Below are 21852 nucleotides of genomic sequence, written 5' to 3' on the forward strand. Positions count from 1 at the left end.
GGTGAGACCTCCTGCAGCGTGGTGAGCCGATTCGGACTTCCGCGACATCAGCGATGCCTCCGTGACGTTATTCGGCGGTGGGAACGCGGCCGGGCCAGTCGCGGTACCGGATCTCACCGCGGGCCGCGTCGTCGTCGGGCACCAGGGAGCGGTCCGTCAACTCGGTGCCGAAGTAGCGGGCGTGCGGGTCGGTGACCACCCCACGCGGGTCGTCACGAGCGGCCAGGACCGCCCGGAAGAACTCATCCATCCGGAACCGCTCGGGCCCACCGACCTCCACCCGGCCGTTCACCGGAGCCGCCACCGCGGCCTCAACGACCACCCGAGCGACGTCCTCACCCGCGATCGGCTGGAACGACACCGGCGCCATCCGCACCACACCGTCCTCGGTACCCGAATCCGCGATACCCCCGACGAACTCGAAGAACTGCGTCGCCTGCACGATCGTGAACGGGGTCGACGAACCCTCGACCAACTCGTGCTGGGCGACCTTCGCCCGCAGATACCCGCTCTCGGGAAGCCCCTCGGCCCCCACCACCGACAACACCACGTGATGCCCCACCCCCGCCACCGCCTCGGCGGCCAGCAGGTTCCGCGTCGAGGTCGCAAAGAACTCCAGCACCGGACCGTCCTCGAACGAGGGAGAGTTGGAGACGTCGACCACCACCGACGCGCCCGTCACCGCCTCGGCCAGCCCCTCACCGGTCAGGGTGTTCACCCCCGTGCTCGGCGCCGCCGCCACCGCCTCGTGCCCCCGCTCCCGCAGCCCCCGCACGACCTGAGACCCGATCAGACCGGTACCCCCGATGACCACGAACTTCATGCCACACCTTCCCGTACGCCGGGGACGCCACTTGCCACCCGGTCTCCGACTGAGACCAGACAGCCCCGCGATCTGTGACAGCGAAGCCACGGCGGATCAGACGGATGTACCGCCAGCGCGGGCATCTTGCCCTGCGGCCGGGGAATCCTCAAAGCCGAAGTACTCCGGCCGGACCGGGATCGGACAGATGGCGCCCCCTATGGCCGCGGATGTCCGGTGGACCGGCTCGGGCCGGTCTTCACCAGGGCCGCTCGGCGCTGCCCGCGCCGTGCTCCGCCTTTCGATTGCAGTAGCGTCCGGGGCGTGCTGTCCGAACACGAGTTGAGAGCGATCCGGATGCGGGCCCAGTTGCTCTCGGGTGAGCCGGTTCGCGACGTCGGCTCGGCGGTGGCGCGAGTGGTCGGGGTGCAGGCGCAGGCGGCCGGCCCGGCCCGGCTGGGGGTGCGTGCGCGTACGGGCGGGCTCACCGCCGGGGACGTCGACCGGGCGTGCGGCACGGAGCGCGTCGTGGTGCGCACCTGGGCGATGCGCGGAACGCTTCATATGGTCTCGGTGGCGGATGTCCGCTGGCTGGTGGACCTGCTCGGGCCGGTCTTCGCCAGGGCGGGGCGACGCCGGCGTGAACAACTCGGCCTGGACGACCGCGGGTGCGAACGCGGGCTGGCCGCGATCGAGAAGGTCCTGCGCGGCTCGGATCCGCTCCCCCGCGCCGAACTCGTCGAACGGATCGCCGGCGAGGGTGTGCGCATCGATGCCAGGTCCCAGGCGCCCGCGCACCTCGTCATGTACGCGGCGATGCGGGGCCTGATCTGCCGGGGACCGGATGCCGTGCGGGACGAGCCGACCTATGTGCTGCTGGACGACTGGGTCGCCGGGTCGCGCCGGCTCGACCGCGAAGAGGCGCTGGCCGCGCTGGCCCGCCGCTACCTGGCCGGGTACGGCCCGGCCACCGTCCAGGATTTCCTGACCTGGTCCGGCCTGCCCGCCGCGGACGGGAAGAAGGCGTTCGCGCTCATCTCGGGCGAGATCGTGAATGTCGATGCGGCCGGGACCGCGATGGCGGCGCTGTCCGCGCCCGGTTCCGCCGGGGAATGCCGCCCCCGCCTGCTCGGACACTTCGACGCTCTCCTGCTGGGGTACCGCGGCCGCGCCCTCGTCCTCGACCCGGCGTACGGCAGGCGGATCATTCGATGTCAGCGGCGAGGTACACCCGCGAGGGCGGAGCGCCGGGCTTTGAAGCGCGCGGCCACGGCACTTGTCTACGCTGGCGGCGTGACGTTGGTGTGGGTGACGGGCAATTCGGGCACTGGCAAGTCCACGGTCTGCGGGGTGTTGCGAGCGCGTGGCCACGTCGCACTCGACGCCGACGAGGACGGCTTCAGCCGCTGGATCGACCGAGCCGAAGGCAAGGTCGTGATGGATCCTCCGTATCCGATTCCTGAAGGCTGGCTCGATCGATACGGATGGGCGATCGTCCGTGAACGCGTTGAGACGCTCGTCGGGAAATCTCGTTCCCGAATGGCGTTCCTGTGCGGGTCGGCGGAGAACGAGGCTGACATCCGCGATCTCTTCGACCTCATCGTGTGCCTGGTGATCGACGAGGACACCCTCCGCCACCGGCTCGCGACCCGCACGACGAACGCGTTCGGTCAACATCCCGAAGAGCTCGCGGCGGCCCTGAAGTGGAATCCTCGGATGCGAGCGATCTACGAAGGCCACGGCGCGACGATCATCGACGCGTCCAGGCCGTTGACCGAGGTGGTGGACGGCGTGATCGACGCCGTTCACAGGAGGGTGAGCTGACGCACGTCTCGGCTCAGCAAGGGTGCGAGGTTCGCGGCGGCCAGGGTGATCCCGCACATCAACAGCGTGCCGCGGACGCCGATCACGCCGGTCACGGGCAACACCATGAGGTAGCCGATCGGGGTCAGGCTGATTCCGGCGATGTCGTTGAACGCCGAGACGCGGCCCTGCTGGTCGGCGGGGACGTGCTGCTGGATCGCCGTTCGCCACGCCACCACCGACATGCTCAGCCCGCACGCCGCCACGACCACCGCGCCCATCACCACCGGCAGCGGTGCCCCGGCGGCCATCAACGGATCCGGCAAGGCCGCCGCCGCGGCCCCGAGGCAGTTCGTCCACCCTGCCCGGCGGGGCCGCCAGATCAGTGACACGGCCGCGCCCAGCGCCATGCCGCAGCCCAGACTGGAGGCGATGAATCCCCACGCCCATGCCCCGCCCAGATGGGCCTTCGCGTACGGCGGCCCGAGGATGCCGTAACCGATGTGCCAGGCCGGGACCATGACCGCGGTACCGATGAGACAGGTCCAGATCCAGCGGCGCGTACGGATCGTCGTCCACCCCTCGACCAGGTCCGCGCGCATGGTGGACGGACGCCGGTCGGCGCGCGGGGCATGGATTCGCGCCATCAGCGCCGCGGAGACGAAGAAGGAGACGGCGTTGCAGCCGACCCCGTAGCCGGCGCCGGCCACCGCCACGATGGTCCCGCCGATCGCCGGGCCGATGGTCAGCACCAGGTGCCGGGCGAGCTGGTTGAGCGCGTTCGCCTCGTTCAGCTGCTCCGCCGCCACGATGCACCGGATCAGCCCGGTACGCGCGGGTTCGGAAAATGACGCCGCGGCCGAGTTCGCCCCGGCCAGTGCCGCCAGATTCCACACCGCGGCCCGGCCGGTGAGGATCAGCGCCGTCTCGATCACCGTGATCAGGCCGATGATGACCTGGACGACCGAGATGATCACCGCACGGGGTAACCGGTCGGCCACCACCCCGCCGAGCGGGCTGACCACGATGCCCGCCGTCATGTTCGCCAGCAGCACCATCGCGATCCCCGACGCCCCTCCTCCGGCACCGAGCACGGTGAAGGCCAGCGCCCCGGTCGCCATCGTCGTCCCGGCGGCATTGATCTGGTCGGCGGCGAAGCACCGGGCGAACCGCGGGTCGCCCCGCAGCGGAGCGGTGACCCGCGCGAGACGGCCGGTCGGTTCCGCGCCATGCCGGGTCTCTGTGCTGCTCATCGCGTCGGCACGAGGCGTCATCCATGCTGCCCGGGCACCGTGGGTGGCGCCGATCGGGGGTGGGGCGGCCAGGCCATGACCAGCTGGGTGTGACGTTTCGCGAAGACCCGGCCGACGGCGGGAGCCGGCACGGCGACGCCCGCGGGATGGAGAGTGAAGTCCGGGCCGGGACCTCGCCGCAGGTCACGGTCCCAGGTCTGGATGTGGTCGTGCAGCTGTCGGGCGAGCCCGGCGCCGCGGGGCCCGTGGCCGTGGACACCGAGCTCGTGGCGGACGTCCTCGGCGTCGTCGCGGTGGACCTCGCGGGTGGTGAGGTACGCGAAGCTGTCGGCCGTGAGGAGAACCGGGCAGTACCACCGAACGGCGAGCCGGATGAGATCGCAGTCCGGGTCACCCCAGATCATTCCGAACCTGTCGTCCACCGTCGCCAGCCACAGGTTCAGCGTTTCGAACGGCTCTCCGCCGCCGACCGTGACCCGCGTCCACAGCTCGGTCCGGGGGTCGACCAGCGCACGGCCGAGCGCGGCGGCGTCGAGTTCGGGACCGTCCTCGATCGACAGCCGCACGGCGCCGTCCGCCAAAATCGCCTCCTGGTCCGGATGCGCCCCGGCCCCTTGCATCGAGACGAACCCGCACACCGTCGGATCCAGTCCGACGAAACAGTCGCCCTTCCGGACGAATGTCATCGACCTGGTGATCGTGGCGAAGATCAGGGGAACGACCATCCGGCCGTCCGGGGCGAGCAACCGTCCCCACGGGCAGTCCCAGGCCCCCACGGTGATGAGGATGGCGTCGTAGGGGCCGTACTCATCGGCCGCGTCCTCGGCGTCCCCGAGCACCACCTTCACATTCGAATAGCCCGTCTCGGCGAGGAAGCGACTCGCCCGCTCGGTGACCCAGGGATCGATGTCCACGGTGACCACGGACCCCTCCGGACCGACGATCTCGGCCATGAGCGCCGCGTTGTACCCGCCGGAGCCGACCTCCAGCACGCGCGCCCCGCGGGTCAGCCGGGCGGCTTCGAGCATCTCGGCCTGAAGCCATGGCGCGCTGACCGAACTGGTCGCCCGGCCCGCGGTATCGCGCTTGGTGATGACGACGTCTCTCGCGGAATAGGCGGCGGCGAGCGGCGCCTCGGGGACGAACCTCTCGCGCGGGACCGTCGCGAAGGCCTCGGCGACGGCGGAGGATCGCAGCGATCCCGATCTCCTCAGCGCGGCGACCAGGTCGGCGCGCAGGAGATCCGGGGACTCAGACGAGACGGTGCCGGCGCTCACCCGGCAAACGTTAGCCGCGCCCTCCGACGCTATCGGGGACGTCGTACGGCCGAGGAGAGCCCGGGCCAAGGCCCACCAGACCTGGCCAACTCAGCCGGGACGGGCGCCCGCTCCCATACTCTCAGGAGGTCAGGGAGAAGTTGTTGAGCTTGGCCGCGTTCTCGGCGTTGATGAGCACGCAGTCGACGGACTGCTTCTCCGGCTGGCCGGTGGAGCCGCTCTTGATGTACTTGTCGGCCTGGTCGACGGCCATCTGAGAGATCTTCGCCGCCGGCTGCAGCACCGTGGCCTTGATGCCGTGCTTGAGAATCGACGCGGCCACGTCCGGGCTGCCGTCGAGGCCGGTGACGATCACGTTGGTCTTCTTGGCGGCCTGCAGCGCCGACCACGCGCCCAGCGCCATGGTGTCGTTGCCCGCGATGATGCCCTTCACGTGGGGGTGGGCCTGCAGCATGGTCTGCACCTTCTGCAGCGCCTCGGTCTGGTCCCAGTCGGCGCTCTGCTGGGCGACCATCTTCATCTTGGGGAACTGGTCCAGGACCGAGTGGTAGCCCTTGGAGCGGACGCCCGCGTTGGTGTCCGTCTCCTTGCCGGTCAGTTCGAAGTACTCCCCGGACTGGTCCATGTCCTTCGCGAACTCCTGGGCGCCGAGTGTGGCGCCCTGAGCGTTGTTGGCGACGATCTGGGCCTTGGCGACTCCGGTCGAGTTGATCTCCCGGTCGATGAGGAAGCTGGGGATCTTGGCGCTGTTCGCCTTCTGCACCGCGGTGACGGTGACGTCGGCGCCCGCGTTGTCGAGGATGATGGCCGCGGCCTTGCGGGAGATCGCGGTGTCGATCTCCTGGCTCTGCTTGGTCGGGTCGTCATCGTGGCTCAGCACCAGCGTGGTGTAGCCGAGCTTCTTGGCCTCGGCGTCGGCGGCCTGCTGCTCGGCCTTGAAGAACACGTTGTCGGGCGACGGGGTGATGATCACGATCAGCTTGGACCCGCCCGCGGCGGCGGTTCCGCCTCCGGAGGAGGACTTCGAGTCGCTACCGCAGGCGCTCAGGCCGAGGGTGGCGGCCACGGTGACGGCCGCGAAGCCGACGATGGGGTTACGGCTGGAGAGACGACGCATGGCCGGTCTTCCTTTCGGGCGGATACTCCGGGAGGGGGAATGCGAGCTCGCGGCGCGGGCCGCTAGGTGGTCATACGGGCCTTGACGCGCTCCTGCGTCTGTTCCATGACGACGGCCAGCACGATGACGGTGCCCTTGATGACGAGCTGCCAGAAGCTGGAGACGCCGACCAGCACGAGGCCGTCGCTGAGGAATCCGATGACGAGCGCGCCGACGATCGTGCCGATGATGGTGCCCCGGCCGCCCGTCAGGGAGGTGCCGCCCAGCACCGCGGCGGCGATGGCGTTGAGCTCGTAGGTCGTGGCGGTGTCGGGGTAGGCGGCGCCGAGTTCGGAGGTGAGGATCAGCCCGGCCAGCGCGGCGCACGCACCCGAGATGACGTACGTCGCGATCTTCACGCGTGCGGTGCGGATGCCGGCCAGTTCGGCGGCGCGCTCGTTGCCGCCGACGGCGTAGATGCGGCGGCCGAACGGCGTGCGTGTGGTGACGAGGATCGCCGCCGCGGCGACCAGGATCATGATCCAGATGGCGACGGGCACGCCGAGCCAGCTCTTGATGCCGAGGGTGGAGAAGCCGGTGTTGTGCCGTGCGGGCGTCCCGGCGAGGTTGGGGAAGGTGGCGCCGTTGCTCCGCAGGTCGGCCAGGCCGCGGGCGGCGTACAGGACGCCGAGGGTGGCGATGAAGGGCGCCACCTTGAGCTTGGTGACCAGCAGGCCGTTGATCACTCCGACCGCCGCCCCGACCAGGACGGCGATGGCGATCACCATGACGGTGGAGAACCACAGGGTGTCCCCGCCGGGCAGCTTCAGGCCCTCGTACAGCAGTCCGCCGGCGATCATCCCGGCCAGGCCGGCGACGGAGCCGACCGACAGGTCGATGCCGCCGGTCAGGATGACGAAGGTGACGCCGATGGCCATGAGCCCGGTGATGGACACATGCTTGCTCATCAGCAGCAGGTTGCTCGTGGTCAGGTAGTCGCCGGAGATCAGACTGAACATGATCACCAGGACGATCAGGACGATGAGGGTACGGCCCCGCAGGATGAGCATCGCCAGTCGCGTACCGCGGCCCGCTCGCGTCGCCGGGACGGCCGGCTCGGCGGGTGCGCTGTCCTTGACGTCGTGCTCAGCGCTGGTGCTCATGGGCTCACCCTCATGACGGTCGTGGAGGCGGAGGCGCTGACGAGCCGTTCCTCGGTCGCTTCGGCGCGGGGCAGATCGGCGGTGATGCGGCCGCGGGCCATGACGAGGATCCGGTCGGACATGCCCATCACCTCGGCGAGTTCGGAGCTGACGAACAGCACGCCCAGACCCTCGTCGGCCAGGCCGCTCATGATGCGGAAGATCTCGGTCTTGGCGCCGACGTCGATGCCGCGGGTGGGCTCGTCCAGCAGCAGGACCTTGGGCTCGGTCAGCAGCGCGCGGGCCAGCACCACCTTCTGCTGGTTGCCGCCGCTGAGCAGGGTGACCTGGGCATCGACCCCCGGCACCTTGATCTGCAGATCCTTGACCTGCTCCAGGGCGACCCGCCGCTCACGCGCCGGTGACAGGAAGAGGTGCCGGGTGAGCCTGCTCAGGGTGGACAACAGCACGTTCGCGCGAACCGACAGCGCCTGGACGAGGCCGTCGCGCTGCCGGTCTTCGGGGACGAGCGCGAGGCCGAGCGCCAGCCGGCCGGAGACCCGGTCGTCGTCGGCCCGCCCGCCGTCCACCCGGATCGCGGTCGCGGTGTGGCGGCGCAGGCCCATCAGGGCCTCCATCAGCTCGGTCCGCCCGGCGCCCATCAGCCCATAGATGCCGACGATCTCTCCCGCCTTGACGTGAAAGCTGACGTCGTCGACCAGCGGGGCCGGGTTACCCGGCACCGTCAGGCCCGCGACCTCCAGCAGCACGCCTTCGGCCTCGCTCTCCGGGCGGGTGAACAGGCTCGCCGGGGAACGGCCGACCATCTGCTGGACGATCCAGCCGGTGTCGGTCTCGCTCATCGGCGCCTCGGCCACGAGCCCGCCGTCGCGCAGGACGGTCACGTGGTCGCCGATCCGGCGGAACTCGTCCAGCTTGTGGGAGATGTAGATGATCGTGACGTTCTGCGTCCGCAGGTCGTCCATCACCTCGAACAGCACGTCGACCTCGGCGTTGCTCAGCGCCGACGTCGGCTCGTCCATGATCAGGATGCGGACGTCCTGGGACAGCACCCGGGCGATCTCCACCAGTTGCCGGGTGCCGATCGGCAGGTCGCCCACCAGTGTGTCGGGGTCGATGTCCTGGCCCAGCCGGGCCAGCGCGGCGCCGGCCTGGCGGCGCTGCTCGGCGACGCTGGTCAGGTGCGCCCGGTTGTGCAGCTCACGGCCGGCGAAGATGTTGTCGGTCACGCTCAGGTTCGGGAACAGGCTGAGCTCCTGGTGGATGATCCCGATCCCGTACGCCATGGCCTCGCGGGGAGTGCGGAACTCGACCGGCTCTCCGTCCAGCAGGACCCGGCCGCTCGTGGGCTGCTCGGCACCGCTGAGGATCTTCATCAGCGTCGACTTGCCCGCGCCGTTCTCGCCCACCAGGACGTTCACGGCGCCGGTGCGGGCCTTGAAGGTCACGCCGCGCAGCGCACGCACCCCGCCGTACGACTTGGAGATCTCCTCGGCCACCAGCACCGCCGGCGCGGCCTCGGTCGCGTCGCTCGTCACGAGGCCACCGCCAGCGTGATAGGGGTGATCATGACGCTGGAGGGCGCCAGGAGCTGGAACGCCCCGGTGAAGGTGACCTTCTTGCCCTTGATGGACTTCAGGTCCACACCGCCCACGACCGTGGCCTTCACCTTGGCGTTGAGCGCGGTGGCGGCGTCGGCGTAGTCGATCTGGTTGGTGAACTGGCCGAATTCGATGAAGCCGACGGCGTCGCGGATGGCGGTCCCGACGAAGGCCGGGCCGACGGCCAGGTTCACGTCGGTCTTGCCCACCCCCGGGACCCGCACCTGAATGCTGCCGACCGCGTTGCCGGTGGTGGCGCCGGTGACCGTCCCCGTCCCCTTGACCAGGAAGGAGTACGGCGATCCGGTGCCGGCCTGCTTGCCGTAGCGGGCGCTCGCCCCCTGCTGGTCGGCGCGCAGGGCGGGGAGCAAGGTGGCGGCGTCGACCGCGCCCTGCCGGGCGGCCGGAACTACCTTCGAGGTCCAGATGCCGTCGGCGTACGAGGTGGCATCGAACTTCTTCGCGCCGCCGGCGCCGGCGCTCCCGGGCTTCTCCACGACGTAGACGCCGGGGACCTTCGAGCAGGCGGCGAGCATCCCCGTGAGGGCGAGCAGGACGATGATCGGAATCACGAGTCCGCGGTTCGCCGCCTCGCGCCGGACTCTCACTGTGTGAGCCATCGCCTCGCCCTCACCACATGGTGCATGTATATTCAGGCTCCGTTGTCTATGCCGAAATTAACGTAGCCGAAATTCGGTGTCAACCATGCGAGCGTTACAAGCTGATCTCGGGCTAACCAGGTCAAAGACCGTGTCACGCCACCGCCGGCGGCGTCCACACCTCCCGGACGCAGAGGACGCGTACGCGAGGCGTGCGCCTGATCGGCCCGGCGTGAATGGGTATTCTTTGGCCTGGCGCGGGCGCCGCGGTCGGGCGTCCGCACGTGCCTGGCCCGGGGCGCGCCACAGTATGCGGTCGATCTCTCATCACCGCGGGTCTGCGACGATGGGATACGGACGGAGGGGCGCTGGGCATGGTGGAGGGGCCTGAGGTGATGGGCCTGAGCAACGTCCCATCGGATCAGATCCGGCTGTTGACCAAGGTCGCGCGGATGTACCACGAGCGCGGCATGCGGCAGCCGCAGATCGCCGAGCAGCTGCACATCTCTCAGCCGCGGGTGTCCCGGCTGCTCAAGCGGGCGGTCGACCTCGGCATCGTGCGCACCACGGTCGTCACCCCGCGCGGCGTCCACGCCGACATCGAGGAGCAGATCGAGCAGAGCTACGGCCTCAGCGAGATCGTCGTCGTCGACACGGGCGATCACGCCGACGAACACCAGGTGATGCGCGCGCTCGGCTCGGCCGCGGCGGTCTATCTGGAGACCACGCTCATGGGCGGCGAGCGGATCGGGGTGTCGTCGTGGAGTTCGACGCTCCTCGCGACCGTGGAGTCGATGAGCCCACGGCCGACGCCGGTCGCCGACAAGGTCGTCCAGATGATCGGTGGTGTCGGGAACGTCACCGCCCAGACCCAGGCCACCCGCATCACCGGCCGGCTGGCCGCGCTGACCGGCGCGACGCCGGTGTACCTGCCCGCGCCGGGGCTGCTCGCCTCCGGCGACATGCGCCAGATGATCGTCACCGATCCCAACATCCAGTCGGCGCTGGCGGCCTGCGAGGACCTGACCATGGCGCTGGTCGGCATCGGCAGCGTCGAGCCGTCCCCGCTCCTGCGCGAGAGCGGCAACGCCTTCGACGAGAGTGAGATCCCGGACCTCCGGGCCGCCGGAGCCATCGGCGACGTGTGCATGCGCTTCTTCGACGAGCACGGCGAGCACCTGAAGACCAGGCTCGACGAACGGGTGCTGGGCATCGAGGCCGAGACACTGCGCATGGTGCCCCGCCGGGTCGGCGTCGCCGGCGGCATCCGCAAGCAGACCGCGGTGCAGGCCACGCTCCTCGGCGGCTGGGTCAACGTCTTGATCACCGACCTGCAGACGGCGCAGTGGCTGGCCGCGCCGTCGACCCTGGCCCGCCTTCAGCCCGCGGACTGACCCCGCGACGCGGGCCGGCGGTCGCGCCCGCGGCTGAGATCGCCACCCCTTCGGCGTCCCGTCGGCGCGTTCCGGCGTCCGTCGCAGCGCGTTGACACGCTTCGGCATGCCGCCGTACGGTATTGCTAATCGCAGCTGAATAAATAACACCAACCAGAAGAGAAGCGCTCCGGTGATTCGGCGCGCCGGTACGGCACCTGAACGGGGAAAGGACCAAATGCTGACTACCGACGGCGCCCAGGCCGAGCGCTATCTGCGGCTCCGGCGGCGGCTCGCCGGCAGCGATGCCGATGACGTCGCCGCGACGCTCGCCGACCTGGCCCGCAAGGTCCGCGAGACCGATCTGGCCATGATCCGCCGGGCGGGGCTCGGGCACATCGGCAGTGACTTCTCGGTCACCGACATCCTGGTCACCCTGTACGGGGCGGTGCTGTCGATCGATCCGCGCGACCCGATGGCGGCCGACCGGGACCGGTTCATCCTCAGCAAGGGGCACACCGCGGGCGCGCTGTACGTGGTGCTGGCCCAGTGCGGCTTCTTCCCCGAGTCGGCGCTGGAGACGTTCGCGGGTCCGCTGTCGCCGCTCAACGGCCACCCCAACCGTACGAAGGTGCCGGGGGTGGAGACCAACACCGGCCCGCTCGGCCACGGCTTCCCCGTCGCGGTCGGCACGGCGCTGGCCGCGAAGCTGAGCGGCTCCGCGCGCCGCACCTTCGTGGTCCTCGGCGACGGCGAACTCCAGGAGGGCAGTAACTGGGAGGCGGCGATGACCGCCGGCCACCACGGGCTGTCGGCGCTCACCGCGGTCGTCGACCGCAACATGCTGCAACAGGGCGCTCGCACCGAGGAGACCAAGCGGCTGGAGCCGCTGGCCGACAAGTGGGTCAGCTTCGGGTGGGAGGTCCGCGAGTGCGACGGGCACGACCACCGCCGGCTGCTGGCCGCGTTCGCCCCGGCCACCGGCGGCAGGCCGGTCTGCGTCATCGCCCACACCACGAAGGGCAAAGGCGTGTCGTTCATGGAGGACCGCGTGGAGTGGCATCACAAGGTGCCCTCGGCCGAGCAGGCCACCGCCGCGTTCGAGGAGCTGACCCGATGACCGGCACCGTCGCCGCCGCCCCGCTGTTCGACTGCCGGAAGGCCTTCGCCGACGAGCTGATCGCCATGGCCCGCGCCGACGAACGCGTCGTGGTCGTCTGCAACGACTCGGTCGGCTCCAGCAACCTGGTGAGGTTCCGGGAGGAGTTCCCCGACCGGCTGATCAACGTCGGCATCGCCGAGCAGGATCTGGTCGGGGTCGGCGCCGGGCTCGCCAACGGCGGCATGCTGCCGTTCGTCAGCGCCGCCGCGCCGTTCCTGACCGGGCGCGCCCTGGAGCAGATCAAGGCCGATGTGGCGTACAGCCACGCCCACGTCGTGCTGTGCGGCCAGAGCCCCGGCATGGCCTACGGCGAGCTCGGTCCGACCCACCATTCCATCGAGGATCTGTCGTGGATCCGGGCCGTCGCCGACCTGCCCGTGATCGTCCCCGCCGATCCCGCCGAGACCCGCGCCGCCCTGCGCTGGGCCGCCGCCCACGACGGTCCCAGCTACCTGCGGATCGGCCGGTTCGCCGTTCCCTCGGTCAACCCCGACGACCTAGTCTTCGAACCCGGGCGGTCCCGGCAGCTCGCCGACGGCGATGACGTGACCGTGATCGCCGTCGGAGCGACCGTGTCCCGCGCGCTGGACGCCGCCGCACGTCTGCGAGAGGAGGGGATCCGGTTGCGTGTGATCAACATGGCCTCGATCGAGCCGCTCGACGAGGAGGCCGTCCTGCGGGCCGCCGGCGAGACCCGCGGGATCGTGACCGCCGAGGAGGCCACGGTCACCGGAGGACTCGGCGCGGCCGTGGCCAGCCTGCTCGCCCAGCGTCGGCCCACCCCCATGAGGATCCTCGGGGTGCCCCGCACCTTCGCGCCGACCGGCAGCACCGAGTTCCTGCTGGGTCACTTCGGACTCACCGCGGACGGCATCGCCGCCGCCGCCCGGCACCTGGCCGGCGATGGCCCGCGATGAGGTGATCCTCGCCATCGACCAGGGCACCGGCTCCACCAAGGCGCTGCTGGTCGACCGGCACGGCCGGGTCGTCGCGCGGGCATCGGAGCCGCTCGGCCAGACCCAGCCGCGCCCGGGATGGGTCGAGCAGTCCCCGGCCGAGATCTGGGCCGGCGTGATCGCCGCGACCGGCCGCTGTCTCGACGGGCACGATCCCCGGTCCGTCGCCGCCGTGGGCATCAGCACCCAGCGTGAGTCGATGGTGCTGTGGGACCGCGCCACCGGCGAGCCGGTCACCCCGGTCCTCAGCTGGCAGGATCAGCGCACCGCCGGACAGTGCGCGGCCTTGGCCGCCAAGGGCGCCGGCGACCTGGTACGGGAGGTCACCGGGCTCCCGTTGGACCCGATGTTCTCCGCGGCCAAGGGCGGCTGGCTGCTCGACCACGCCGACCCCGGCCGGCTTCGTTCCGGCCGGGGAGAGCTGTGCCTCGGCACCATCGACTCGTGGCTGCTCAGCCGGTTCGGCGGTGAGCACGTCATCGAGATCGGCAACGCCGCCCGCACCCAGTTGATGGACGTGCGCACCGGTCGGTGGGATCCACGGCTGCTGGAGATGTTCGGCATCCCCTCGCCGGTGCTCCCCCGCATCGTGCCCTCCACCGGCGCCTTCCCCGCCGTACGCGGCCTGCCACCGTTGCCGGACGGCGTCCCGGTCACCGCCGTCCTCGGCGACTCGCACGCCGCGCTGTTCGCCCACGCCGGATGGCGGCCGGACCGGGTCAAGGCGACATACGGCACCGGCTCCTCGATCATGGCCCGGTGCCCCGACGCCACCGTCGCCGGCACGGCCCTGTGCCTGACCGTCGCGTGGGCCACCGGCGCGGACGCCGTCACGCACGCGGTGGAGGGCAACATCCGCTCCAGCGGGTCCACGCTGCGCTGGCTCGCGGACATCGTCGGTCGTACTCCCGCGGAGCTGGCCGATCTCGCCGCGTCCGCGAGCAGCGACGGCGTGCATCTCGTCCCGGCCTTCGGCGGTCTGTCCGCCCCCTGGTGGGACAGCGACGCCGAGGCCGTCCTGGCGGGCATGACGCTGGGCACCCGGCTGCCGCAGATCGCCCGCGCGGCGCTGGAGTCGATCGCCTTCCAGGTGGAGGACGTCGTCGCCGCGGCAGGTCCCCACCCGGTGCTCCTGGCCGACGGCGGTGCCGCCGCCAACCCCGCCCTCATGCAGATCCAGGCCGATGTCAGCGGCCGTGAGGTCCACCAGTCCCTGGTCGCCGACCTGTCCGCGCTGGGCGCGGCGCACCTGGCCGGTCTCGCCGGAGGTCTGTGGTCGTGGGCCGACCTCGACGACTTCGACCGGACCGTGCGCGTCTTCTCCCCTCGAAACGACGCCGCCGAGCGCCGCCGCATGCTCGGCGCGTGGCATCAGGCGGTGTCGCGGGCCCGTTCGTCCGTCCCGTCGATCCCAGGAGGCACATCATGACCGATCAGTCCGCGACCGAGCCGCTGTACGGCGCCGGGCTGTGGCACTTCGGGCAGTTCCGCGACCGTTACGCGACCGACGGGTACGGGCCGCCAGTCTCCACTCTGGAGGCCATCGACGTGGCCGGGCAGGTCGGCAGCCTGTCGGTCGTCGACATCAACTACCCCTTCAACCCGGCCGAGCTGGACATCGCCGCGGTCGAGGACGCCCTCAAGGCCAACAACCTGCGGGCCATCGCTCTCACGCCGGAGATCTACACGCGTACGTTCTGCCGGGGCGGCTTCACCAACCCCGACCCGAAGGTACGCCGCGAAGCCATCGAACTGGTCAGCCGGGCCGCCGACCTCACCCGGCGGCTCGGCGGCGACTACGTCAAACTCTGGCCGGGCCAGGATGGATGGGACTACCCGTTCCAGGCCGACTACAAGGCGTTGTGGACGATGTCCGTGGAGGCGGTGCGTGAGCTCGCCCAGCGCCACCCGGACCTGAGGTTCGCGATCGAGTACAAGCCCCGCGAACCCCGCAACCGCATGACCTTCTCCTCCGCGGCCCGCACGCTGCTGGCCATCGAGGAGATGGACGCGCCCAACGTCGGCATCCTGCTGGACTTCGGGCACTCGCTGTACGGGCTGGAGTCCCCCGCCGACGCCGCCCAGATGATCATGGCCAAGGACCGGCTGTACGCCATCGACGTCAACGACAACTTCCGCGGCTGGGACGACGACATGGTCGTCGGTTCGATCCACCTCGTGGAGACCTTCGAGTTCTTTCACACCCTCACCCAGGCCGGCTGGCAGGGCGTCTGGCAGCTCGACCAGTTCCCCTTCCGCGAGAACTCCGTCGAGGCGGCCCGCGCCGGCATCGAGGTGATGCGTACGATCTGGCGCGCCCTCCAGATCCTCGACACCGGGGCCCTCGCCGACGCCCAGGCCCGCCAGGACGCCCTCGCCGCCCAGCGCATCGCCCGGGCGGCGCTCCTGGGCGCCCAGCGCGCCTGAGCCCATGGCCGGTCGGTGGCCCGCCGCCCGGGGAGCGGCGGGCCATCACAGGTGCGGATCCTCCGGGCACTCCGTGTCGTGTCCTCGGTGCGGGCGGAGGCCGTCGACGATGACCGCCACGATCGTGTGCGCCCGCGCGTCCCACTCCGGTTCGGGTATGCGCGACAACGCGCCCAGGAGAAGGATGACATCGGTGACATCAACCTCCTCGCGCACGTCACCGGCGGCCTTTCCCTGATCGAGCAGCATCCCGAGCGCCTCGTCGAGCCGGTGGTGCTGGTCTGAGTGGAGATCGCGCCACGCCGACGCCTCGATCGCCGCCATGACACCGCGTTTGACGCGCGCGTACGCGACCAGCCGTCGCAGCCAGCAGGTCAGCGCCCGAAGCGGGGGGTGCTGCGCCAGCAGTGGTGCCACGGCGTCGACAAGCTCGGTCAGTTCGTACCGGTACACCTCCGCCAGCAGGTGCTCGCGGGTCGGGAAGTGCCGGTAGAGGGTGCCCTGTCCCACTCCCGCCGCCTTGGCGACCCCGTGCAGCCTCAGGTCGGCGGCGGCGCCGTTGGACCTGCTCAACTCGGCCCGCGCGGCCTCGACGATCCGGTCGCGGTTGGCGACGGCGTCGGACCGGGGCTCTCGGCTCACCACGGCACTCCCTCCGTTCCCCGAGGAACAAAGCGGACAACTGTCCGGTACAGTGGGGCGATAACCGGACAACTGTCCACATTAAACCAGGAGGCGCCTTGATGAGCAGGCTGGACAGCAAGATCGTCACCATCACCGGAGCCAGCAGCGGCATCGGCGCGGCGACCGCACGGGAGCTGGCGGCCCGTGGGGCGGCCGTCGTACTGGGCGCCCGGCGAACCGACCGGCTCGACTCGACGGTGGCGCGGATCCGGGCCGAGGGCGGCCGCGCGCAGATGCTGGAGGTCGACGTCACCAAGCGGGTCGATCTCGAGGCGTTGGTGGCTCTGGCGGTGAACCGGTTCGGGCGTCTCGATGTCCTGGTGGGCAATGCCGGAGTCGCCCGGACGGCCCCCATGGCGGACCTCGACGTCGACGGCTGGGACGCGATGATCGACGTCAACCTGCGCGGCGTCCTGCACGGCATCGCCGCCGCGCTGCCGGTGTTCCGTCGTCAGGGCCGCGGGCACTTCGTCACCACGGTGTCGACGTCGGGGCTGAAGATCGTGCCGGCGCAAGCCGTCTACGCGGGCACCAAGAACGCCGTACGCACGCTGCTGGAAGCCCTACGCCAGGAGTCCACCGACGGCGTTCTGCGCACGACCTCCGTCTCGCCGGGGTTCGTCCGCACCGAACTCGTCGACCACATCGACGACCCCGAACAGCGAGAGCAGACCCAGCGGACCATGGCGACGCTCGGCATCAGCCCCGACGCCGTGGCGCGCGCCGTCGCGTTCGCCGTCGAGCAACCCGATGACGTCGAGATCGGCGACATCACCATCCGGCCCACCCGGCAAAACTGAAAGAGCTCCGATGTAGCACTTGATGGGATATCGTCCTCGGCCTTGTGGCTGAAACCCCGTCATTTGCTCCATGAAGGGTAGCTTGGGCACGGTGAGAGCAGACGCGGCGCGCAACCTGGAACTTGTCCTGCGTACGGGGGCCCGGCTGCTCGCCGACGACCCCTCGGCGAGCATCGCCGCCATCGCCACGGCCGCGGGAGTGGATCGGCGCACCGTCTACCGGCGCTTCTCCTCCCGCGAGGAACTGCTGGCCGCCGTCTACAAGGTCCGGTACGACGCGGTCGAGGAGGCCATCAAGGCCGCCAGGCTGCGTGAGGCGCCGGTCGCGGTCGCGCTGCACCGTTACGTGGAGGGGATCGTCGCGGTCAACCGCAAGTGGCCGGTGGAGACGAGCCGCCTGCTCGCCGACGAGACGATCCGTGACCGGCGCCGGCGGCTGATCGAGGAGGTCGACGCCTTCGTGCGGCGCGCCACCGAGGAGGGTCTGCTGCGGTCCGACCTGCCGCCCGGCTGGGTGAGTTCGCTCCTGCCGCCGCTGACCCGACGCGCCGCGGAGAACCTGACCGAGCTGAGCGCCGCACAGGCCGCCGACGTGGTGGTCGACACGCTGCTGCAAGGTGTCGGCGCACGCTGACCGCGCTCACGCGTGTTGCGAATGAAGCTGCCCTTGACCCTCTCACGAGGTGGCTATCTGCCTAAGTGCTACGATATTGAGGCACTTAATGGGGCTTCGCCATACGGCCGGGAGACGATCGCGGTCGGCGAGACCATCGAGCGGAGGAACGGATCATGGCCAGGACATGGTTGATCACCGGGGCGTCGCGCGGTTTCGGGCGCCGGCTGACCGAGGCGGTTCTGGACGCAGGAGACCAGGTCATCGCCACCGCGCGACGCCCAGAGCAGGTGGAGGACCTGACGGCCCGGCACGGTGAGCGGATCCGGGCCGTCGCGCTGGACGTCACCGACGCCGCCGCGGCCTCCCGCGCGGTGAAGGAGGCCACCGAGGCCTTCGGCCGCCTCGACGTCGTCGTCAACAACGCCGGCTACGCCAACAGCGCGCCGATCGAGGAGATGGCGGAGGACGACTTCCGCGCCCAGATCGAGACCAACCTCTTCGGTGTCGTGAACGTGACGCGGGCCGCGCTGCCCGTCCTTCGTGCACAGCGAGCGGGGATCTTCGTGCAGTTCTCCTCCGTCGGAGGACGCGTCGGCGGCACACCCGGGATGGGCGCGTACCAGACCGCGAAGTTCGCGGTCGAGGGCTTCTCCGAGGTGCTCGCCGCCGAGGTCGCGCCGTTCGGCGTGAAGGTGGTCATCGTGGAGCCGGGCGCGTTCCGCACCGACTGGCAGGGCTCGTCCATGCGGATCCCGCCCGTCGGCCCCGACTACGAGGAGACGGTGGGCGCCATCAACCGCTACCGGCGGGACAACGACGGCACCCAGCCCGGCGACCCGGCCCGTGCCGCCAAGATCATCATCGACGTGGTCGGCGCCGACGACCCGCCGCGGCGCCTCCTCCTCGGCGAGGGCGCCCTCACGCTCGCACGGGAGGCCGCGCAGATGCGCGCCGCCGAGACCGAGCGGTGGGCCGACGTGAGCCGCTCGGCCGACTACCCGGCGGACGAACGCTAGCCGGTCGCGAACGATCCGCGGAACCCGGCTCGTCACCGGTGCGTTCAAGCGGCCTCGGACGGGCCTTCGCCGATCGAGGCCACCACCCCGTCACCCGCGCCCCGCCGGAAGGTGTCATCGTTCAAAACGATTACAGGTCTTGAATCCACGCCTGTCATCGGTCAAACTAATTACATGCGACACGCCTTCCCGTGCGGCAACGCCGCTCTCGACTTCGTGGGGACGCTGCGCGCGCGGCGCAACGCGGCCCCGCTGGAGAAGCTGGGCTCCCCGGACGACCTCGACGCGTGGTTTCGCGAGTCCGGCCTGGTCGACGGCGAGACCGGCTGCCGGCCGTCCGACGTCCCCGCGGCGGTGGCGCTCCGGGAGGCGATCTACTCGCTCGTCGCCGCGCGGCTGGCGGGCGAGGACTTCGACGAGAACGCGCTCGCGCTGGTGAACCGGACGGCGGGCAACCCGTCGGCGGTTCCGCGGCTCACCCCGGCCGGGCGCCGGGTCGAGGCCACGCCGGAGCAGGCGATGTCCTCGGTCGCGCGGATCGCGGTCGACCTGCTCAGCGGGCCCGAGGCGCAGTTGCTCAAGGAGTGCGGCCGGCCCGAGTGCACCCAGGTCTACGCCGATCACTCGCGCGGGTCACGCCGCGCATGGTGCTCGACGAAGTGCCGGAACAAGGTGAACGTCGCGGCCTACCGCGCCCGCGCACGCGAGGGGCGGCGGCCCGCCGACAACCGACCACGATGACACCGGTCTCCGGCTGATCCCGGAGACCGTTCCCCCGACCACGCCGGCCGCCGCACGACCGGCGGCGATGACACCTACCCCGAAGACCATTCCCCGACCACGGCGGTCGCCGTGGCGTACGCCCCTGCCCTCGGTGGCACCGGGGCCCCCTCTGATGACGCGGGTCGGCTTCTGCCTGGGCCGATCCGCCGGCTCTCCATGGAAGGAAACGTTGTGAGACGACTGCTCATCCTCTTGATCGCGCTCGTGGCGCTGCCGGTACTGGCGCCGGTCGCCACCGGCGCGGTGACCGCGACGACGGGGGCGCGATGTTCGGCGCCCGCGGTGACGGCTCCCCCGGGAGCGCGCGTGGAGTCGGTGACCGCCGTGCACGAGACGGGCGGGACGGTCACGTTCCCGCCCCAGCCGCCCGCCCCCGCTCCCCCGCCGATCAGCGGGGTCCCGGCCTACTGCGACATCACGGTCACCCTCACCCACCCAGGCGCGAACGACCACGTACGGGTCAAGGTGCTGCTGCCCGAGTCGGGATGGAACGGCCGGTTCCAGGCGGTCGGAGGAAGCGGGTACGCGGCCGGTGACTTCGGTGCTCCGCTGATCGGCGCGGTCAAGGCCGGGTACGCGGCCGCCTCGACCGACGCGGGCCATTCGCTGTCGTTCGTCGACGCGAGCTGGGCGCTGAACGCCGACGGGAAGGTCGACCTTCCGCTGCTCCGCGACTTCGCCTCGTCGGCCCCGCACGAGACGGCCGTGGTCGGCAAGCAGGTCGCCCGGACGTTCTACGGTCGCGGACCGGCCTACTCCTACTGGAACGGCTGCTCCACCGGCGGCCGGCAGGGCTACATGGAGGCGCAGCGGTACCCGACCGATTTCCAGGGCATCGTCGCCGACGCACCCGCGATCGGCTGGGACCGGTTCGCCGTCGCCACCCTCTGGCCGTACGTCGTGCAGAACCAGCAGCACACCTTCCTGACCTCATGTGAGTACGAGGCGTTCAACGCCGCGGCCGTCAAGGCCTGCGACGGCCTGGACGGTATCCGCGACGGGGTCATCGGCGACGCCCTGCACTGTCACTACGACCCTCGCAAACTGATCGGCACCACCATCGTCTGCGGCGGCAAGCCGCTCACGATCACCGCCGCCGCCGCTGACGTCGTCGCCCGGATCTGGAAGGGCCCCGCCACCTCCGCCGGCACCAAGCTGGCGAACGGACCACTGCCCGGAGCCGGCTTCGACGGGCTGTCCGCCCCGGTGACCGGGGACGATGGCAACCCCACCTGGCAGCCGTTCGTCATCGCCGCCGAGTGGGTGCGCAACTTCCTCGAGCGCCGGCCCGGCGCCGACCTGAGCACCATCACCTACCCCGAGTTCACCCGGCTGTTCCGGCAGTCCCAGGCCGAGTACCACGACATCATCGGCACCGACGACCCGGACCTGTCCGCGTTCGCCCGCGCCGGTGGCAAGCTGCTGACCTTCCACGGGCTCGCCGACCAGCTCATCCCCACCCGGGACACGGTCGACTACCGCCACCGCGTCGAACAGACCATGGGCGGCTCCAAGCAGGTCGACCGGTTCTACCGCCTGTTCCTCGCCCCCGGCGTCGCCCACTGTGGCGGCGGCGGCCCCACCCCGGCCGACCCGCTGGCCGCGGTGACCGCGTGGGTGGAACACGGCACGGCGCCGGACACGCTGCCGGCCACCGTCCCCGGTACGAACACCACCCGTGACCTGTGCCGCTACCCCCTCACCTCCCACTACACGGGCGGCGACCCCGCCGACCCGGCCGACTACCGCTGCATCCGCGCCTGAGCGGCAGCAACCGAAGGGATTCGCCATGGCCACGAGCTACACCGCGGTCGTCACGACCACCGGCGAAGGCCGGAACGGAGGCCGCGCCACCGCCGACGACGGCCTGCTCGACGTCACCCTCGCCATTCCCAAGGCGCTCGGAGGCGCCGGTGGGGCCACCGACCCCGAGCAACTGTTCGCCGCCGATGGGCCTCCTGCTTCATGCGGCGGCCGGTGACCGAACGCGGCCGCCACGGTCCTTCCCGCACGGGCAGGACGTCATCTCAGGCACCGAAAAACACGCCGAGAAGGGATTCTCCGATGCTCGTACGCAGATCGCTGACCGGACTGTCGATCGTCGTCATCGCGCTCGCCGTCGCGCTGGGCTGTTACGCCCAGATCTGGTGACCTGCGAGGACACCGCGGAAAGAGGGTAGACCGGCCGGAACGAGTCCGTGACCACGGGGGCCACGGGCTCCCCGCCCGTTCGCCGGTCCACCGGTCCGCAGCGAAGAGGCCGCCCGCTCCCGGGCGGCCTCTTCGCACGACCGTCTACCGCAGCCGCCGGTAACCGCTGGCGTGGAAGACCAGCGGGGCGATGTCGGGGGAGGCGTCCAGGTCATGCACGCGGAACACCACGATGTCGTGGTCACCGGACCGGAACTGCTGCTCGATCGTGCAGTCGAACCACGCGGCGG

General features: G+C 70.8%; 21 protein-coding genes. 12 read left to right on the top strand and 9 right to left on the bottom strand.

The window, feature by feature from the left end:
- Nucleotides 1–67 precede the first annotated feature (67 nt).
- Nucleotides 68–823: an SDR family oxidoreductase gene (locus ACFFNX_RS15620; RefSeq protein ID WP_378201613.1), complete on the bottom strand. Its 756-nt coding sequence runs from the start codon at nt 821–823 to the stop codon at nt 68–70.
- Nucleotides 824–1126: 303 nt separating this feature from the next.
- On the opposite strand from ACFFNX_RS15620, the gene ACFFNX_RS15625 reads away from it, so the two are divergent.
- Nucleotides 1127–2626 (top strand): DNA glycosylase AlkZ-like family protein, encoded by a 1500-nt coding sequence (locus ACFFNX_RS15625; RefSeq protein ID WP_378201617.1) that lies wholly within the window; start codon nt 1127–1129, stop codon nt 2624–2626.
- Here ACFFNX_RS15625 and ACFFNX_RS15630 read toward each other — a convergent pair.
- The 6 genes from ACFFNX_RS15630 to ACFFNX_RS15655 form a co-directional block, all read right to left on the bottom strand.
- Entirely contained in the window at nt 2608–3858 is a 1251-nt protein-coding gene (locus ACFFNX_RS15630) for an MFS transporter (RefSeq protein ID WP_378201620.1), read from the bottom strand. The two genes, ACFFNX_RS15625 and ACFFNX_RS15630, sit on opposite strands and share 19 nt — an antisense overlap.
- A 17-nt stretch (nt 3859–3875) precedes the next feature.
- Complete coding sequence (fxlM, locus tag ACFFNX_RS15635; RefSeq protein WP_378201623.1) at nt 3876–5135, bottom strand: methyltransferase, FxLD system; 1260 nt, start codon at nt 5133–5135, stop codon at nt 3876–3878.
- A 121-nt stretch (nt 5136–5256) separates the two neighbouring features.
- The gene (locus tag ACFFNX_RS15640; RefSeq protein ID WP_378201626.1) at nt 5257–6252 is read right to left on the bottom strand and encodes a D-ribose ABC transporter substrate-binding protein; all 996 of its coding nucleotides are present in this window, start codon (nt 6250–6252) and stop codon (nt 5257–5259) included.
- 62 nt (nt 6253–6314) lie between these two features.
- Nucleotides 6315–7394: an ABC transporter permease gene (locus ACFFNX_RS15645; protein ID WP_378201629.1), complete on the bottom strand. Its 1080-nt coding sequence runs from the start codon at nt 7392–7394 to the stop codon at nt 6315–6317.
- Entirely contained in the window at nt 7391–8932 is a 1542-nt protein-coding gene (locus tag ACFFNX_RS15650; protein ID WP_378201632.1) for a sugar ABC transporter ATP-binding protein, read from the bottom strand. Before ACFFNX_RS15650 ends, ACFFNX_RS15645 begins: the two co-directional genes overlap by 4 nt.
- Entirely contained in the window at nt 8929–9615 is a 687-nt protein-coding gene (locus ACFFNX_RS15655) for a DUF2291 family protein (protein ID WP_378201635.1), read from the bottom strand. The genes ACFFNX_RS15650 and ACFFNX_RS15655 overlap by 4 nt, the downstream gene beginning before the upstream one ends.
- A 353-nt stretch (nt 9616–9968) precedes the next feature.
- On the opposite strand from ACFFNX_RS15655, the gene ACFFNX_RS15660 reads away from it, so the two are divergent.
- The 5 genes from ACFFNX_RS15660 to ACFFNX_RS15680 all read left to right on the top strand — a co-directional run bounded on the left by ACFFNX_RS15660 (nt 9969) and on the right by ACFFNX_RS15680 (nt 15512).
- Nucleotides 9969–10988, top strand: coding sequence for a sugar-binding transcriptional regulator (locus tag ACFFNX_RS15660; RefSeq protein WP_378201638.1), 1020 nt, complete (start codon nt 9969–9971; stop codon nt 10986–10988).
- Between the two features lie 217 nt (nt 10989–11205).
- The gene (locus ACFFNX_RS15665; RefSeq protein WP_378201641.1) at nt 11206–12087 is read left to right on the top strand and encodes a transketolase; all 882 of its coding nucleotides are present in this window, start codon (nt 11206–11208) and stop codon (nt 12085–12087) included.
- Nucleotides 12084–13046, top strand: coding sequence for a transketolase family protein (locus tag ACFFNX_RS15670; protein WP_378201644.1), 963 nt, complete (start codon nt 12084–12086; stop codon nt 13044–13046). The genes ACFFNX_RS15665 and ACFFNX_RS15670 overlap by 4 nt, the downstream gene beginning before the upstream one ends.
- Nucleotides 13033–14514 carry an FGGY family carbohydrate kinase gene (locus ACFFNX_RS15675; protein ID WP_378201647.1) on the top strand — a complete coding sequence of 494 codons (1482 nt, stop codon included), beginning with the start codon at nt 13033–13035 and terminating at the stop codon, nt 14512–14514. Before ACFFNX_RS15670 ends, ACFFNX_RS15675 begins: the two co-directional genes overlap by 14 nt.
- Nucleotides 14511–15512 (top strand): sugar phosphate isomerase/epimerase family protein, encoded by a 1002-nt coding sequence (locus ACFFNX_RS15680; protein WP_378201650.1) that lies wholly within the window; start codon nt 14511–14513, stop codon nt 15510–15512. Before ACFFNX_RS15675 ends, ACFFNX_RS15680 begins: the two co-directional genes overlap by 4 nt.
- A 45-nt stretch (nt 15513–15557) precedes the next feature.
- On the opposite strand, the gene ACFFNX_RS15685 is transcribed toward ACFFNX_RS15680, so the two are convergent.
- Entirely contained in the window at nt 15558–16154 is a 597-nt protein-coding gene (locus ACFFNX_RS15685; RefSeq protein WP_378201653.1) for a TetR/AcrR family transcriptional regulator, read from the bottom strand.
- A 101-nt stretch (nt 16155–16255) separates the two neighbouring features.
- On the opposite strand from ACFFNX_RS15685, the gene ACFFNX_RS15690 reads away from it, so the two are divergent.
- The 6 genes from ACFFNX_RS15690 to ACFFNX_RS15715 all read left to right on the top strand — a co-directional run bounded on the left by ACFFNX_RS15690 (nt 16256) and on the right by ACFFNX_RS15715 (nt 21392).
- The gene (locus ACFFNX_RS15690; RefSeq protein WP_378201656.1) at nt 16256–16996 is read left to right on the top strand and encodes an SDR family oxidoreductase; all 741 of its coding nucleotides are present in this window, start codon (nt 16256–16258) and stop codon (nt 16994–16996) included.
- A 91-nt stretch (nt 16997–17087) separates the two neighbouring features.
- On the top strand, nt 17088–17630 hold the full coding sequence (locus ACFFNX_RS15695) for a TetR/AcrR family transcriptional regulator (RefSeq protein WP_378201659.1): 543 nt from the start codon (nt 17088–17090) through the stop codon (nt 17628–17630).
- A gap of 155 nt (nt 17631–17785) precedes the next feature.
- Nucleotides 17786–18628 (top strand): oxidoreductase, encoded by an 843-nt coding sequence (locus ACFFNX_RS15700; protein WP_378201661.1) that lies wholly within the window; start codon nt 17786–17788, stop codon nt 18626–18628.
- Nucleotides 18629–18802: 174 nt separating this feature from the next.
- Nucleotides 18803–19369, top strand: coding sequence for a CGNR zinc finger domain-containing protein (locus tag ACFFNX_RS15705; protein ID WP_378201664.1), 567 nt, complete (start codon nt 18803–18805; stop codon nt 19367–19369).
- Between the two features lie 213 nt (nt 19370–19582).
- The gene (locus ACFFNX_RS15710; RefSeq protein WP_378201667.1) at nt 19583–21175 is read left to right on the top strand and encodes a tannase/feruloyl esterase family alpha/beta hydrolase; all 1593 of its coding nucleotides are present in this window, start codon (nt 19583–19585) and stop codon (nt 21173–21175) included.
- 25 nt (nt 21176–21200) lie between these two features.
- On the top strand, nt 21201–21392 hold the full coding sequence (locus ACFFNX_RS15715) for an OsmC family protein (RefSeq protein ID WP_378201670.1): 192 nt from the start codon (nt 21201–21203) through the stop codon (nt 21390–21392).
- Nucleotides 21393–21706: 314 nt separating this feature from the next.
- Here ACFFNX_RS15715 and ACFFNX_RS15720 read toward each other — a convergent pair.
- A partial coding sequence (locus tag ACFFNX_RS15720; RefSeq protein ID WP_378201673.1) for a flavin reductase family protein occupies nt 21707–21852 on the bottom strand: 146 nt, incomplete at its 5' end.

Source organism: Actinoallomurus acaciae (assembly GCF_042429965.1).
GTDB lineage: Bacteria > Actinomycetota > Actinomycetes > Streptosporangiales > Streptosporangiaceae > Actinoallomurus > Actinoallomurus acaciae.

What these genes read in the sequence shown, in the direction of transcription:
- ACFFNX_RS15680 (WP_378201650.1), top strand. Translation starts at nt 14,511, where the DNA reads ATGACCGATCAGTCCGCGACCGAGCCGCTGTACGGCGCCGGGCTGTGG.
- ACFFNX_RS15675 (WP_378201647.1), top strand. Translation starts at nt 13,033, where the DNA reads ATGGCCCGCGATGAGGTGATCCTCGCCATCGACCAGGGCACCGGCTCC.
- ACFFNX_RS15690 (WP_378201656.1), top strand. Translation starts at nt 16,256, where the DNA reads ATGAGCAGGCTGGACAGCAAGATCGTCACCATCACCGGAGCCAGCAGC.
- ACFFNX_RS15705 (WP_378201664.1), top strand. Translation starts at nt 18,803, where the DNA reads ATGCGACACGCCTTCCCGTGCGGCAACGCCGCTCTCGACTTCGTGGGG.
- ACFFNX_RS15700 (WP_378201661.1), top strand. Translation starts at nt 17,786, where the DNA reads ATGGCCAGGACATGGTTGATCACCGGGGCGTCGCGCGGTTTCGGGCGC.
- ACFFNX_RS15645 (WP_378201629.1), bottom strand. Translation starts at nt 7,394, where the DNA reads ATGAGCACCAGCGCTGAGCACGACGTCAAGGACAGCGCACCCGCCGAG.
- ACFFNX_RS15660 (WP_378201638.1), top strand. Translation starts at nt 9,969, where the DNA reads ATGGTGGAGGGGCCTGAGGTGATGGGCCTGAGCAACGTCCCATCGGAT.
- ACFFNX_RS15670 (WP_378201644.1), top strand. Translation starts at nt 12,084, where the DNA reads ATGACCGGCACCGTCGCCGCCGCCCCGCTGTTCGACTGCCGGAAGGCC.
- ACFFNX_RS15715 (WP_378201670.1), top strand. Translation starts at nt 21,201, where the DNA reads ATGGCCACGAGCTACACCGCGGTCGTCACGACCACCGGCGAAGGCCGG.
- ACFFNX_RS15640 (WP_378201626.1), bottom strand. Translation starts at nt 6,252, where the DNA reads ATGCGTCGTCTCTCCAGCCGTAACCCCATCGTCGGCTTCGCGGCCGTC.
- ACFFNX_RS15655 (WP_378201635.1), bottom strand. Translation starts at nt 9,615, where the DNA reads ATGGCTCACACAGTGAGAGTCCGGCGCGAGGCGGCGAACCGCGGACTC.
- ACFFNX_RS15630 (WP_378201620.1), bottom strand. Translation starts at nt 3,858, where the DNA reads ATGAGCAGCACAGAGACCCGGCATGGCGCGGAACCGACCGGCCGTCTC.
- ACFFNX_RS15665 (WP_378201641.1), top strand. Translation starts at nt 11,206, where the DNA reads ATGCTGACTACCGACGGCGCCCAGGCCGAGCGCTATCTGCGGCTCCGG.
- ACFFNX_RS15620 (WP_378201613.1), bottom strand. Translation starts at nt 823, where the DNA reads ATGAAGTTCGTGGTCATCGGGGGTACCGGTCTGATCGGGTCTCAGGTC.